Origin of the sequence: Streptomyces sp. NBC_00038, from assembly GCF_026343635.1 — a bacterium.
In the GTDB taxonomy this organism is placed as follows: Bacteria; Actinomycetota; Actinomycetes; order Streptomycetales; family Streptomycetaceae; genus Streptomyces.
Genome location: NZ_JAPELQ010000001.1, coordinates 3774244 through 3789345, shown reverse-complemented (window position 1 = coordinate 3789345; position 15102 = coordinate 3774244). Strand labels below are relative to the sequence as shown.

Genomic DNA, 15102 nt, shown 5'->3' with positions numbered 1-15102 from the left:
GATCGTGATTCGCCCGCTGGACAGGAAAGAGACCACTGGGGACAGTAACTCCCAGGGCGCCTGATCGGAGGACCAGCGTGCGGACACCGCTCTATCCGGCCGCCGACGAGCTGGAACAGCAGGCCCGCACGCTGGTCGCCTCGGCCCCCGGGGTGCTGCGGCTGCGCTCCGTCGGAGAGAGCCGCGCCGGGCGTCCGCTGTGGCTGCTGTCCGCAGGGCGGGGCGACCGGCAGATCCTCACCGTCGCCGGTGCGCACGCCAACGAACCCGTGGGCGGGGCCTCCGCACTCCGCCTCGCCCGGGTGTTCGCGCGCCGACCGGAGGCCCTCGAACACCTCGGCTGCACCTGGCACTTCCTGCTCTGCCTGGACCCGGACGGTGCGCACCTCGCGCACGGCTGGACGCCGGAGGAGCCGGAACCGTCCCTGACGGAGTGTCACCGGCACTTCTACCGCCCCGCGTTCGCCAGCCAGCCCGAGTCGTTGCCCGCCCCGGGCGAGGGCCGGGAGCCGCTCCCCGAGTCGAGGACACTGGTACGGCTGCTCGACGAGCTGCGGCCCGTGGCCCAGTTCACGCTGCACGGCATCGAAGTCGGCGGCGCCTTCGTGATGCTGACGAGAGAGGTCCCCGGCGTCGCACCCGCCTTCCGGGAGGCGGCGGCGCGACTGCGCATCCCCCTGGACCGGCATCCGGTGGACGGCCCCGACTGGCAACTGGACCCGCCCGGCGTCCTGTTGCTGCCGGGTGACCGCAGTGAGCGTGAACGCGACCCGAGCGGCTTCGTCGCCGAGAGCACCTGGCTCTACCCCCGTCGGCACGGCACCCTGACCGCCCTCATCGAGACGCCCGCCTGGTGCGCGCCCGCGGTGAGCGACGCGCGGCCCGCCACTTCCCCGGACCGCGAGATCGCGCGGGTGAGCGAGGTGCTGCTGGGGCAGACCCGGGAGCTGGAGGCCGTGCTCGGTGAGCGGGCGGTGGTCGCCGACGTACCCGAGGACCTGGTGCCCCTGCACGACGCCGCGCGCGAACTCGTCGACGTGGCACCCTCGCTCGTCGACACCTGGGCCTCGGAGGAACACAGCACGCACCAGGGCCACTTCGCGGCCATCGGCATCTCCGCACGCCGCATCCCGCTGCGCGCGGCGGCCATGATGCGCCGGGCCCTCGCCCGCACCGCCCCAGAGACCTCCGACGCTCTCGCGAACCTGGTGCGCGAGTGGTGCCGGCAGCTCGAGAAGTCCTACGACCTCCGGTGGGTTCCGGTGTCCGCGCAGACCGGACTGCATGTGCGGACGATGATCGACACGGCCCGGCTGGTGTGCGCGACGGGCGGGTGACCGCCGCGGAAGGCGGAAGGGGGGCGCCCGGCACAACGCCGGGCGCCCCCCTTCACGTACAGCCGCTACGGCCGCTACGGCCGATTACGACGCGGCAGCGTCCGCCGCCTGTGCCCTCAGCGCCCGCTCGACGCCCGAGCGGGACTCCGAGATCAGCCGCCGCAGGGCCGCGTTGGGCTCGGCGGAGGCCAGCCAGGCGTCCGTCTTGGCGAGGGTCTCCTCGGAGACCTGGATCGACGGGTACAGGCCGACCGCGATCTGCTGGGCGATCTCGTGCGAGCGGGAGTCCCAGATGTCCTTCACCACGGCGAAGAACTTGTCCGTGTAAGGGGCGAGCAGCTCGCGCTGGCCGGTCTGCACGAAGCCGCCGATCACCGCTTCCTGCACGGCGTTCGGGAGCTTGTCGGACTCGACGACCTGGGCCCAGGCCTCCGCCTTCGCCTCCTCGGTGGGACGGGCGGCACGGGCCGTGGCCGCGTGCCGCTCACCCGCCGCCGTCTTGTCCCGCTCGTACTCGGCGGTGATCTCCGCCTCGTCGTAGCGCCCGACCGCCGCGAGGCAGCCCACGAACGCCCAGCGCAGCTCGGTGTCGACGGCGAGACCCTCGATGGTCTCGCGGTCTTCGAGGAGCCCCTCCAGGAGGTCCAGCTGCTCCGGCGTACGGGCCGTCGCCGCGAAGGCGCGCGCCCACGCGAGCTGGTGGTCGCTGCCGGGCTCGGCCGCCCGCAGGTGGGCCAGCGTCGCGTCCGTCCAGCGGGTCAGCAGGGCCTCGCGGGCGTTCGGGTCGGCGTACAGCTCGATCGCCAGCTTCACCTGGCGCTGCAGCGACTGCACGACACCGATGTCCGACTCCTTGCCGATGCCCGACAGGACGAGGGACAGGTAGTCGCGGGTCGCGAGTTCCGCGTCGCGCGTCATGTCCCAGGCCGAGGCCCAGCACAGGGCACGGGGGAGGGAGGACTCGAAGTCACCCAGGTGCTCGGTGACGAACGCGAGCGAGTCCTCGTCGAGGCGGACCTTGGCGTACGACAGGTCGTCGTCGTTGAGCAGGAAGACGTCCGGGCGGCGCTTGCCGATCAGCTCCGGTACGGCCGTCAGGTCGCCGTCGACGTCCAGCTCGACGCGCTCGTCGCGCAGCAGCTTGCCGCTGTCCTCGTCGAGGCTGTAGAGGCCGATGGCGATGCGGTGCGGGCGCAGCGTCGGCTCGCCCTTGGCGCCGGCGGGCAGGGCGGGGGCTTCCTGGCGGATCGCGAACGACGTGATGACACCGTTCGCGTCCGTCTCCACCTCCGGGCGCAGGATGTTGATGCCCGCGGTCTGCAGCCACTTCTGCGACCAGGTCTTCAGATCACGCCCGCTGGTCTCCTCCAGCTTGCCCAGCAGATCGCTGAGCCGCGTGTTGCCGTACGCGTGCGCCTTGAAGTACGCCTGCACACCGCTGAAGAACTCGTCCATGCCGACGTACGCGACGAGCTGCTTCAGCACGCTCGCGCCCTTGGCGTAGGTGATCCCGTCGAAGTTGACGAGCACGTCGTCCAGGTCGCGGATCTCCGCCATGATCGGGTGCGTCGACGGGAGCTGGTCCTGCCGGTACGCCCATGTCTTCATGGAGTTGGCGAACGTGGTCCAGGAGTGCGGCCAGCGCGAGTCGGGGGAGTACGCCTGGCAGGCGATGGACGTGTAGGTGGCGAACGACTCGTTCAGCCACAGGTCGTTCCACCACTCCATGGTCACGAGGTCGCCGAACCACATGTGCGCCAGCTCGTGCAGGATCGTCTCCGCACGCACCTCGTACGCGGCGTCCGTCACCTTGGACCGGAACACGTACTGGTCCCGGATCGTCACCGCGCCCGCGTTCTCCATCGCGCCCGCGTTGAACTCCGGCACGAAGAGCTGGTCGTACTTCTTGAACGGGTACGCGTAGGCGAACTTCTCCTGGAACCAGTCGAAGCCCTGCCGCGTCACCTCGAAGATCGCGTCCGAGTCGAGGAACTCGGCCAGCGAGGGACGGCAGTAGATACCGAGCGGGACCGACTGCCCGTCCTTCTCGTACACGCTGTGCACGCTGTGGTACGGGCCCACGATCAGGGCCGTGATGTACGTCGAGATCCGCGGCGTCGGCTCGAAGACCCAGATGTCGTCCTTGGGCTCGGGCGTCGGCGAGTTGGAGATGACGGTCCAGCCCGAGGGCGCCTTCACAGTGAACTGGAAGGTGGCCTTCAAATCGGGCTGCTCGAACGAGGCGAACACGCGGCGGGCGTCCGGGACCTCGAACTGGGTGTAGAGGTAGGCCTGTTGGTCGACGGGGTCGACGAAACGGTGCAGCCCCTCACCGGTGTTGGTGTACGCGGCGTCCGCGACCACGCGGAGCACGTTGCGGCCCTCCAGCAGACCCGGCAGCGCGATCCGCGAGTCCTTGAAGACCGCCGCGACGTCCAGCGGGTCGCCGTTGAGGGTGACCTCGTGGACGGCCGGGGCCACCAGGTCGATGAAGGACTCCGCGCCGTTCTCGTCGCCGGCCTGTGCGCCGGTCAGGTCGACATCGAAGCGCACCGTGGTCACGGACCTGTAGGTGCCGCCCTCCTGCGCGCCGGAGAGGTCGAGATCGATCTCGTACGAGTCAACGGTGAGCAGCTGCGCCCGCTGCTGCGCCTCTTCGCGGGTCAGGTTTGTGCCAGGCACGCGGTCATCTCCTCGTTATGGGTGGGTTGCGCCATCCTTCCACGGGAGCCGCGCGGAACGCGATGTCCGTTTCCCGCCGGAGAACGGGGCGGGGGCGCGTGACGCTGGAGCCATGACTACGTACACCGCACGGCCCATCACGCCCGTGATCCTCAAGGAGCTGCGCTCCGCCGACGATGCGGGGCGCGGGATGGTTCCCGTGACCGACGAGGAGGGTGGGGCGCCGCTGCGGTGCTGTCTGCGGCGCAGCTTGCCGGGGGAGGTGATCGCACTGGTGTCGTACGCGCCGCTGCGGCGGTGGGCCGCGGAGACGGGCGCCGATCCCGGGGCCTACGACGAGCAGGGGCCGGTCTTCATCCACGCGCGCGAGTGCCCCGGTCCGGACCCGGACGGCTACCCCTTCGCCAACGCCCACCGCACGCTCCGCCGCTACTCCGCCGAGGGGCGCATCCTGGGCGGCCGGCTGGTCGACGCCCTCGACGACGCGGCCTTCCGGAACGCCTTCGACGACCCGGCGGTGGCCCTGGTCCACGTCCGGGCCGTGGAGTATGGCTGCTTTCTGTACGAGGTGCGCAGGGGGTAGTAGGTCTTTTCGCCCCCTCCGCCCCTTCCCGTCCCGTTCCTGGGGGCTCCGCCCCCAGGCCCCCGATCGCCCGAAGGGCTCGTCCTCAAACGCCGGACGGGCTGGGAGATCTCCGGCCCGGCATGAAAAGAGGAGCCCCCACGGGTGGGTGGGGGATCGGGACGGCGGCACCTCGCCCTTGAACGCCGGAGGGGCTGAAGATTTTCAGCCCGTCCGGCGTTTGAGGACGAGGCCGTTCAGGCCGATGCGGGGGTCTGGGGGCGGAGCCCCCAGAAGCAAGGGACGGGTAGGGGCGGAGGGGGCGAAAAACCCACCCCCACCCCCCGGGCGGTCAGCCCTTCAGCTCCGCTGCCACCAGCTCCGCGATCTGGACCGCGTTCAGCGCCGCGCCCTTGCGGAGGTTGTCGTTGGAGACGAAGAGGGCGATGCCGTGGTCGACGGTCTCGTCATTGCGGATACGGCCCACATACGACGAGTCCTTACCGGCGGCCTCGAGCGGGGTCGGGATGTCGGAGAGGACGACACCCGGAGCGCCGGCCAGGAGCTCCGTGGCGCGCTCCACGCTCAGCGGCCGCGCGAAGCGGGCGTTCACCTGGAGGGAGTGCCCGGAGAAGACCGGGACGCGGACGCAGGTGCCGGAGACCTTGAGGGCAGGGATCTCAAGGATCTTGCGGGACTCGTTGCGGAGCTTCTGCTCCTCGTCGGTCTCGTTCAGCCCGTCCTCGACGATCGAACCCGCGAGGGGAAGCACGTTGAAGGCGATGGGCCGCTTGTAGACGTGCGGCTCGGGGAAGTCGACCGCCGAGCCGTCGTGGGTCAGCTTGTCGGCGTCCGCGACGACCTTGAGGGCCTGCCCGTGCAGCTCGGCGACGCCCGCGACACCGGACCCGGAGACCGCCTGGTAGGTGGCGACGACGAGGGCTTCGAGGCCCGCCTCCTCGTGCAGCGGCTTCAGCACCGGCATCGCGGCCATGGTCGTACAGTTCGGATTCGCGATGATGCCCTTGGGCCGGTCCGCGATCGCGTGCGGGTTCACCTCGGAGACCACGAGGGGTACCTCCGGGTCCTTGCGCCAGGCCGAGGAGTTGTCGATCACGACGGCGCCCTGCGAGGCGACCTTCTCGGCCAGCGCCTTCGAGGTCGCGCCGCCCGCAGAGAACAGCACGATGTCCAGGCCCGAGTAGTCCGCGGTGGAGGCGTCCTCGACCGTCACACCGTCGAGGACCGACCCGGCCGAACGGGCCGAGGCGAACAGACGCAGCTCGGCGACGGGGAAGTCCCGCTCGACCAGGATCCTGCGCATGACCGTGCCGACCTGACCGGTGGCTCCGACGATTCCGACCCTCACGGCGACTCCCTTTGCTTGCGTATTACGTGGTCCGGCGCTTCCATGATGCGTCTGACCAGTGCCCGCGTGTCCAATCCTTTCGCCGCGCCGCCCGAGGAATGGGACGCGGGGCGGGGAAGAAATCCGCCCGGCGCAGCGACGGACCGCAAGCCTTGCTGCCTGAACCTCGTTCCGGTGTCCGGACCGGTGTGACGTACGACTCCGGGGCTGCGCCAAAAAAAGAGAACGCCGGATCAGGCGAACGTTTCGGCCCGACCCGGCGTCGTAGGGGAAACGCGGGAGGGGAGGGGTGCTGTGCTGCGCAGAAAAGCCCGCCGCGGCCACGGGGGCGTCCAGGAGGTGGACGACCCCCTGGACGCGGCACAGGAGCGCCGGGTACGGGCGGTGCTCGCGCTCGGCGGGGTACCGCAGGCGGACCTGCCGGACGGGGTGCAGCAGGTCCGCCTGCGGTTGCTGGAGCGTGCGGCGAAGGGGGACGAGGCGCCCCGCGACGTGTCCGCGTGGGCGGCGGTCGTGGCCTCGAACCTGGCGATGGACTGGCACCGGGCCAAGCGCCGTCAGGAGCGGATCGGTGAGCGGCTGGCCTCGCTGCGGCAGTTGGAGCACCCCTCGGACGAGGACTCCAGCGTGCTCTCGCTCGCCGTCGCCCAGGGTCTGGACGAACTGCCCGACTCCCAGCGCCAGGTCCTCGTCCTGCGTTTCTACGCCGACCTGCCCGTCCGCGGCATAGCCGAGGAGCTCGGCATCCCGGAGGGCACGGTCAAGAGCAGGCTGCACACGGCGGTACGGGCTCTGCGCGCCCGCCTGCACGAGGACGAGGTGGTGTGACGTGGCCGAGTATCAAGGTGTCGACGCGCTCCTGGCCGCGATCACGGACGAAACGCTGCCCGAAGGAGCCCAGGACGACGCCGAGTTCATGGCGGAGCACGGGTCGGCTCTCGCCGATGTGGCGCTGCTGCGCGAGCAGTTGACGCTCATCGGCGACGCACTCGCCGACGGTGCGAAGAGGGCGACGGCGGTCAAGCCGGTCAAGCCGGTCCGTGCACGGGCTCCCAGGAAACGGCGTCCCCTGAAGATCGCCTTCGGCGCCCTGGCCGTGGCGTGTGCCGCCGGTGTGATGGCCGGCATGGGCTGGCTCGTGGTGCAGGCCGGGCAGGGCGTGAGCGACGACGCGGGGGCGTCGAGCGCGGACAAGGCCGCTGGTGCCGACGAGGACGCCAAGGGGGATTCCTCGCTGAGTGCCCCGGGCTACCTCGCCTGCTCCCGCCTCGTCGTCGAGGGCACGGTCGCACAGGTCGATCCGGTCCCCGGCGGCGCCCTGGACCGCATCACCCTCGACGTGAGCCGCTACTACAAGCCGGACCGGGGCAAGGACCAGATCACCTTCGTGATGGCCGAGGACGTCGACCCACGGCTCCACAAGGGCGACCACGTCCTGGTCGGCATCCCGCTCAACTCGGGGACGCCCGACATCTGGACCACGGACGAGAAGCAGATCGCCCAGGAACGGGCCTGGATCCTCGACGCCCTGCCCGACTCCCGCGAGATCACCTGCTGACCGACCGGGCGCACGAGAAAGGGCGGGCGCCCGTGACCGGACGCCCGCCCCGAAGCCGTAGAAGCTACGGCGTGACCTTCTCGATCTTCACGCTGCCGAGGCCCGCGACCGTGCCGCGCGCGTTCACCAGCTGGACCTGTCCGAAGAACTCGCGTCCCTCGGGTGCGGCCGCAGCCGCGGTGACCGAGGCGGACACCGGGGCCGAGGCGCCGGTGGCGAGCTTCACCGGAGTGGACTCGTCGACAGTGACCGTGCCGAGCGCGGACGAGAAGAACACGTCCTGGTAGTCGTACGCGGTGGAGCCCGACGGGACCGAGTAGCCGTCGATCACGATGGTGTACGTTCCGGCGGCGGGCGAGGCGATGGAGACCGCCTCCTCGGAGTCGCCGTCCGCGGACGTGGCGATCGGGTCCGCCTCGTCGTTGAAGTAGACCGCCAGGTCGAGGTCGGCCGCCTGGTCCGACACGTTGCCGATGGCGACGTCGAGGGACTCGGCGCCCGCGGGCACCTCGACCGTCGTCGTCTGCGTCGCGGCGTCGGCGATGGTCGGCCGCGCGGTCAGCGAGGAGCCGAGCGGGCCGCCCTTCAGGGTGCCGTCGAGCGCGGCGTAGTTGTTCGTCACGGTCCAGGAGGCGGGGGCCGGGGTGCCGACCTTGGCCTCGGGGACGGTGACGACGGCCGGGTCGAAGGCCACGCCGAGCACCGAGACGTCGAGCTTGTACGGGTTGTCGAGCAGCGGCGACGTACGGCGCGACTCGACCTCGATCTCCCAGACGCCGGCCTGCGGGTCCGCGTACGAACGCACGTCGGGCTTGCAGCCGTTGCCGTTGAGATAGTTGTTGTAGCAGTACGGGGTGCCGGTGTTGTCGACCGGAACGCCGTACGGGTGGATGGCGATGAACCGGGTCTGGCTCGTGGCCTTCAGTCCGCCGATCGCGACCTCGAGGGACTTGGCGCCCTCGGGGACCGTGACGAAGTAGGACGTGGTGCTGTTGCGCTGCACCGAACCCGACGCCGAGTACGTGTACTTGACCGGCGCGGAGACCACGACCGTCGACAGGATCTGCTTGTCGATGCCCTCGGTCTTCGGGTCGTCGACCTCAAGGATCGCGCTCTTCAGACCGGCCGACTTCGGCGCGGCCTGGACCTTGACGGTCACCGGCTGGTTCAGCGGCAGCTTCACCACGTCGTCGCCGACGATCTTGAAGGTGTCGGCGGCGTTGTTCTCGAAGTACAGCTCGTGGGTGAGCGCCTTGTCGGCGCCGGACGTACGGGTGACCGTGATCTCGTACGTCTTCTTCTGGCCGGCCTTGAGGCCGCCCTCACGGTCGTACAGACCCGTGCCGAAGCCCGGGGTCTTGAGCGCGTAGTCGATCGCTGTGTCGACCGGCGCCTTCACCGTGTAGTCGTGGGCGGTCGCGCCGTCCTTGATGGAGTCCCACGCGTCCACGATGTTGATGAGGCCCGCGCCCTCCTCGTACGCCTGAACACCCTTGATGTGATCGGCGGTCGAGGTGAGAGCGGTGCGCAGGGTGGCCGGGGTGAGGTCGATGCCCTTGCGCTTGGCGGCGCTCAGCAGCAGCGCCGAAGCGCCCGCCGCCTGCGGCGACGCCATCGACGTACCCTGCAGCATCGAGTAACCGGCAGGCAGCGAGTAGCCCGCCTCGGCGACCGGGCCGCCGGGCAGCCAGGTCTGCGTGGTGTTGATCGAGGCGCCGGGGGCGGTCAGCGTCGGCGTGAAGCCGCCGTCCTCACGCGGGCCGCGTGAGGAGAAGGGCAGCATCGCGTACGACTTCTGCACCTGCGAGCCGTAGTTGGCGGCCCAGGTCTGCTTGGAGATGGACGCGCCGACCGAGATGACCTTGTCGGCCAGGCCGGGGTCGCCGATGGTGTTCGCGCCGGGGCCGGAGTTGCCCGCGGAGATCACCAGCTGGACGCCGTAGGTGTCGATGAGGCGCGTGTAGAGCTCGGCGCGCGCGTTGTTGCCGTCGTTCAGCGCGGGCAGACCGCCGATCGACATGTTGACGATGTCGACGCCGCGGTTGGCGACGAGGTCGATCATGCCCTCGGTGAGCGCGACGTTGGTGCAGCCGCCGGTCCAGGTGCAGGCGCGCGAGGAGACGATCTTCGCGCCGGGGGCCGCGCCGTTCATCTTGCCGCCGAACAGGCCGTTCGCGGCGGTGATGCCCGCCACGTGAGTGCCGTGCTCGGACTCGATGACGCCGATGTTGACGAAGTCGGCCTTCTTGCCGACCCAGGTCCCGCCGTACGGGTCCATCGGGACATCCTTGCGGATCTCCACGACGAACGGCTGGCGCTCGACGACGTCGGTGGACGGGTTGTCCGTGCCGAAGTAGCCGATCTGGTAGCCGTCCTTGTACGGCTTGAGCGGGGTGTCGTCGCTGAAGTCGCTGTTGTTGTTGAGGTCGACGCGGACCGTGCCGGCCGCCGCGTCGTACAGGAGGCCCCACGTGTCCGTGGTGTCGCCGTCCCGGTTCGCGTCGCCCGCGGCGTCGCCGCCGGTGGTCGCGGACTCCCGGAAGGTGCTGAACTGGTACGAGCCCGCGGGCGCCGTCCAGGTCCTGCCGCTGTCGGTGAACGTGGGCCCGGTCACCGCGGTGACCATCGCGCGCCAGGTCGCGTCGCTGTCCAGGATCGGGTCGGTCGAGGTGACCCAGTCGACGATCTTGCGCTCGCCGGTGGTGGTCTTCTGCAGCGCCGGGTGCGCGAGGTCGACACCGGAGTCGAGGATGCCGATGGTGACACCCCGGCCGTCCGCCTTCGGGTTGTCCTGCACGAAGTCGACGGCGCCCGTCTCGAAGGACGGGTTGTACGGGTTCTCGGCGGGCGTGCTCTTGGAGGGGGCCGGGTAAGTGGCCGCCGTCGAGACGTTGGCGGCGCTCTTGGCCGTGTCGGCCGCCGGCGTCGGGTCGTCGAGCGCGATCTCCTGGCGCAGGTCGATCCCGTGCACGGAGGTCAGCTTGGTGGCGGCGGCGATGGCCGAGTCGGCCTTGCCCGTGGGGACGGTGGCGCGGACGTATCCGAGCTTGTCGTAGGTCTCGCCCACCGAGCCGCCCTTCACCGCGTCCAGCTGGTCGGCGACCTGCTCGGTCTGGCCGGGAGCGGTGGCGATCATCATCGTGACGTTCTTGTCGCCGGCCGCCTTGGCGTCGGCGAGGAGGTCCGCGTCGTCCGAACCGAGCTTCTCGGTCGCGGACTTGACGACGGGGTCCGCCGCCGGTGTGTCGGTTCCTGCGGAGAAGGCCATGGGTATCGGCCCGGCCGCGGAGAGCGCGGCCACCATGCCCGCGGCCACGGCTATGCGGGCCACGCGTCTCGCGCCCGATATCGGAGCGCGCTGAGGGTCGGGGGTCATCAGCATCCCTTGTAGGTATAAGGAACGAGCGTGGAACGACCTGCCCCGATGGTCTGTCGGGACGCGATCGCGTCGGTCCGGTATGTGAACCCGGATGACCGCTCAGCTTTACCTAAGGGGCAGTTGTTTGGGGAGGGTTGACCGTGGCGGGATGGAGTCGTGGCGTAATTCCGCCATGCGTCATGGGGGCGATGTCCGGTTAATGCTGGACGTGTCCCGCGTTTCCACGTTCGATTCCGACCTCCGCCGGATCACAGGGCTCGGGTGGACGCGCGTAGCGTCGTGCCGCTTCCGGGCCCGCACGCGCCGTAGCGTCGTGACGCCTTTCCCGCCGAGCGCGCCGGAGCGCGTGACGCCTTCCCGGCCGGGCGCGCTAACGTCACGGAGTGCGCGAGGAGTTGAGGGTGGCGGCCTACGCCATATGCGTCAGGGACGGGGAGCTGCTGCTCGCCTGCGGCCGGGAGGACGACGGCACTCCCGAGTGGATGCTGCCCGGCGGTGGCATGGACCACGGCGAGGATCCGTACGACACCGTGGTCCGGGAGGTCGAGGAGGAGACGGGATACGTCTTCGAGGCCACCGGGCTGCTCGGCGTGGACTCGTTCAGGCGTGAGGTCCCGCGCCGCCTCGGGGTCACCGCCGACCACCACGCTCTGCGGCTCGTCTACGAAGGGCGGATCGTCGGCGGCGAGCTGCGTCCCGAGGTGAACGGCTCCACCGATTTCGCGGCCTGGCATCCGCTGGATGCCGTAACCGGTCTCAACCGGGTCAGCCTGGTCGATATCGGCCTCGCGCTGTGGCGGCAGCGTCCGGCCGCGGGGCGCATCGCGAAATAGCTCGGCCGCGAACGCCGTAGCCCCGCAAACGAATTCAGTACCCCCGAAGATGAACACGGAGTGACCGCCTCCCGGCCGTTCGGGAAGGGCTCCATGCCGCGCAGGGGTGTCCAAGATCCACGTACGGTGATCGGCGTTGCCCGTTGTGGCCTTGTTAACGCCCAGGTCACCCCCGGTGCCAACGATCCAGTATGAGCGGGGAGTTCGCGACACGCACTCCTCGTGACCACTGTCGACGCGTTCGCAATCGGGGAGATCGCGCCATGTCGCGCATACGCTCTGTCGCCGCCGCTGCATCCGACCTCAACCGCCGTACCCTGCTGGCCGCCACCGGGGCGGTGACCGTCTCCGCGGGGATCGGCATCGCCCTGCGGCCCGGCTCCGACGCGCAGGCCGCGACGGGCGCGAACACCGCCTCGAACGCGGCCGCCGGAGCGGGCGAGGGGCCGGTGACGGTGTCCCGCCCGGCCCCCGTCGACCGGCTGAATCCGTACTCGCGCGGCACCACCCTGAGCAGCGTCGCCACCCCCCGCTCCGGTTCCACCGGGTACCGGCGGCTCGGCGGCGGCCCCGGCTGGAAGCGGGTCGTACGCAGCGACCTGGCCTCGGCCAAGTCGGGCCGGGCGGCCCGCCGTACCGCGCTCGCCGCGTTCGTGCAGCTCACCGACCTGCACCTGATGGACACCCAGCACCCGCTGCGCCTGGAGTTCCTGCGCTCGGCGGACATCCACGCCTGGCGCCCGCACGAGATCCTGTCCGTGCAGGGCGCGGTCTCGCTCGTCGAGCGGGTCAACTCGCTGCCGGGAGCCCCCGTCACCGGTTCCCCGCTGCACTTCGCCATGACCACCGGCGACAACACGGACAACAACGCCAAGTCCGAGCTGGAATGGTTCATGAAGGTGATGAGCGGCGGCCGCATCACCCCCAACACCGGCGACCCGCGCGCCTACGAAGGCGTCCAGAACAGCGGCCTCAAGCAGTACTGGCAGCCCGACTCCGCCACCCGCGACTCGGACAAGCAGGTCGGCTTCCCGCACATCGAAGGCTTCCTGGCGGCCGCGACCGCCGAACTGCGGAGCCCCGGCCTCAACCTCCCCTGGTACTCCACGGTCGGCAACCACGACGCCATGCCGCTCGGCACCTTCGCCTCCCACAGCGACCCCTTCCTCAGGGACTTCGCCGTCGGCGGCAAGAAGCTGATGAACGCGTCGGCCTCGCAGTCCAAGGCCCTGCAGGACACCATCAGGAACGACAAGGACCCCAAGGGCGCTCGGTACCTCGAGTTCATACAGGCCCACGCGCGCGACCTGCGCTCGATCACCCCGGACGAGATGCGCGCCCCCTTCACCCCGGCCGAGTACCTCAGTACGCACCTCGACCCGGCGTACGCGGGCAAGGGCCCCGTCGGACACGGCTACTCGTCGGCGAACGTCGCCGCCGGCACCCAGTACTACTCCTTCCGCATCTCCGACGACGTCATCGGCATCAGCCTCGACACCACCGACCCGGGCGGCCACTACCAGGGCTCCCTCGGGACGGCCCAGCTGAAGTGGCTCGACAAGACGCTGCGCGACAACAAGGACTCGTACGCCGTCGTCTTCAGCCACCACACCAGCGACTCGATGGGCAACACCCGCCGCGACCCGGCCCGCCCCGACGAGAAGCGCCACGACGGCGACGACGTCATCGCACTCCTCGGCAGCCACGCCAACGTCCTGGCCTGGGTGAACGGCCACATCCACCGCAACTGCATCACCCCGCACTCCGCGCCCGGCGGCCGCTCCTTCTGGGAGATCTCCACCGCCTCGCACGTCGACTTCCCCCAACTCGCCCGCATCATCGAGCTGGTGGACAACAAGGACGGCACGATCTCCCTCTTCACCACCCTCGTCGAGGCCGCTGCCCCGCACGCCACGGACTTCACCGACCTCACCCAGACCGGCCTGGCCGCCCTCTACCGCGAGCTCTCCTTCAACGCGCCGGGCGCCAGCACGGCCCTGGCGGGGGCGTCGCGCGACCGCAACACGGAGCTGGTCCTCAAGAAGGGCTAGATCTCGCTCAACCGGACCAGCCCGGGCAACCTCCGCGCCCACCCACCGGGTCCCCCTTCCCGACCGAGTTCGTCGATGAACGGGGAACCCATGAACAGCATGCATCCCACGCCCTTGCGTACGGGACTGGTGGCGGCGACCGCGCTGGCGCTGGCGGCGACGCTGGCCGGACCCGCGGTGGCGGCCGCTCCCGCCAAGGGCGACCACAGAGCCACCCGTGCGGCCATGGACGCCGCCGTGAAGGACGGCGTACCAGGGGTGACCGCGACGGCGAAGGACAAGAACGGCACCTGGTCCGCCACCTCGGGCGTGGGCAACCTGAAGACGAACGAGCCGCGCTCCACGGCCGACCGCTACCGCGTGGGCAGCATCACCAAGACCTTCGTCTCCACCGTCCTTCTCCAACTGGAGGCGGAGGGACGCCTCTCCCTGGACGACAAGGTGGAGAAGTGGCTCCCGGGCGTGGTCCTGGGCAACGGCCACGACGGCGGTCAGATCACGATCCGCCAGCTCCTCAACCACACCAGCGGCGTCTACAACTACACGGCGGACGAGGACTTCGGCCGTACGTACTTCCTGAAGGACGGCTTCTTCAAGCACCGCTACGACACCGCGACCCCGGCCCAGCTGGTCGCGATCGCCATGACCCACAAGCCGGACTTCACCCCGGGCGCCTCGTGGAACTACTCCAACACGAACTACGTGCTCGCCGGCATGGTGATCAAGCAGGTCACCGGCAACTCGTTCGCGTCGGAGATCACCCGCCGCATCATCAAGCCCCTGGGCCTGCACGCCACGCTCGTCCCCGGCACCTACCCCAAGGTGCCCCAGCCGAGCAGCCGCGCCTACGGCAAGCTCGCCGAGACGGCCACCGGCCCCACGTACGACGTCACGGAACTCAACCCCTCCCTCGCCTCCGCCGCGGGCGAGATGATCTCCGACTCCTCCGACCTGAACCGCTTCTACACGGCCCTGCTCCGCGGCAGGCTCCTCCCGCCGGAGCAGCTCAAGGAGATGAAGACCACCATCAAGGTCGACGGGATCCCGAACGCGGGGTACGGCCTCGGTCTCATGGAGGTGGAACTCAGCTGCGGGGTCCATGTCTGGGGCCACGGCGGCGGAATCCACGGCTCCACATCGGAGGCCGTGACCACCGCCGACGGCCGTCATTCCCTGTCCTTCAACTTCAACGGGGACTGGTCGGGGGACAGCGGGGCGGTGGTCGAAGCGGAGTTCTGCGGTAAGTAGCGCCGGAGACCCCATCTGGGCCCGGGAGCCTTAATCGGATAGATCTATCCACTTACTGTAGGGTGGCGGACGTCCGTCGACGT

At 70.1% G+C, this 15102-nt stretch carries 10 protein-coding genes; 7 read left to right on the top strand and 3 right to left on the bottom strand.

Translation table 11 applies throughout. From position 1 onward, the window contains the following. Positions 1-77: 77 nt before the first annotated feature. Entirely contained in the window at positions 78-1337 is a 1260-nt protein-coding gene (locus OG219_RS17180) for a M14 family zinc carboxypeptidase (RefSeq protein WP_266827504.1), read from the top strand. A gap of 84 nt (positions 1338-1421) precedes the next feature. Here the strand turns inward: OG219_RS17180 and pepN are convergent, their stop codons facing one another. Beyond that, on the bottom strand, positions 1422-4019 hold the full coding sequence (gene pepN, locus OG219_RS17175; protein ID WP_266827502.1) for an aminopeptidase N: 2598 nt from the start codon (positions 4017-4019) through the stop codon (positions 1422-1424). A gap of 112 nt (positions 4020-4131) precedes the next feature. Here pepN and OG219_RS17170 point away from each other — a divergent pair, with 112 nt between their 5' ends. Continuing rightward, entirely contained in the window at positions 4132-4602 is a 471-nt protein-coding gene (locus tag OG219_RS17170) for a DUF1203 domain-containing protein (RefSeq protein WP_266827500.1), read from the top strand. Positions 4603-4933: 331 nt separating this feature from the next. On the opposite strand, the gene OG219_RS17165 is transcribed toward OG219_RS17170, so the two are convergent. After that, positions 4934-5950 (bottom strand): aspartate-semialdehyde dehydrogenase, encoded by a 1017-nt coding sequence (locus OG219_RS17165; protein WP_266827498.1) that lies wholly within the window; start codon positions 5948-5950, stop codon positions 4934-4936. 294 nt (positions 5951-6244) lie between these two features. Between OG219_RS17165 and OG219_RS17160 the strand changes: the two genes are divergently transcribed. Together OG219_RS17160 and OG219_RS17155 are read left to right on the top strand one after the other, a co-directional pair. Continuing rightward, positions 6245-6778, top strand: coding sequence for a sigma-70 family RNA polymerase sigma factor (locus tag OG219_RS17160; RefSeq protein WP_266827496.1), 534 nt, complete (start codon positions 6245-6247; stop codon positions 6776-6778). Between the two features lies 1 nt (position 6779). Further along, positions 6780-7508: a hypothetical protein gene (locus tag OG219_RS17155; protein WP_266827494.1), complete on the top strand. Its 729-nt coding sequence runs from the start codon at positions 6780-6782 to the stop codon at positions 7506-7508. Positions 7509-7572: 64 nt separating this feature from the next. On the opposite strand, the gene OG219_RS17150 is transcribed toward OG219_RS17155, so the two are convergent. Further along, positions 7573-10884 (bottom strand): S8 family serine peptidase, encoded by a 3312-nt coding sequence (locus OG219_RS17150; RefSeq protein WP_266827492.1) that lies wholly within the window; start codon positions 10882-10884, stop codon positions 7573-7575. A 386-nt stretch (positions 10885-11270) separates the two neighbouring features. Here OG219_RS17150 and OG219_RS17145 point away from each other — a divergent pair, with 386 nt between their 5' ends. From OG219_RS17145 to OG219_RS17135, 3 genes are all read left to right on the top strand, one after another. Further along, positions 11271-11720, top strand: coding sequence for an NUDIX hydrolase (locus OG219_RS17145; protein WP_266827490.1), 450 nt, complete (start codon positions 11271-11273; stop codon positions 11718-11720). Positions 11721-11983: 263 nt separating this feature from the next. Then, positions 11984-13771, top strand: coding sequence for a TIGR03767 family metallophosphoesterase (locus OG219_RS17140; protein ID WP_266827488.1), 1788 nt, complete (start codon positions 11984-11986; stop codon positions 13769-13771). Between the two features lie 90 nt (positions 13772-13861). Beyond that, positions 13862-15019 carry a serine hydrolase gene (locus OG219_RS17135; protein ID WP_266827486.1) on the top strand — a complete coding sequence of 386 codons (1158 nt, stop codon included), beginning with the start codon at positions 13862-13864 and terminating at the stop codon, positions 15017-15019. Positions 15020-15102: the final 83 nt, after the last annotated feature.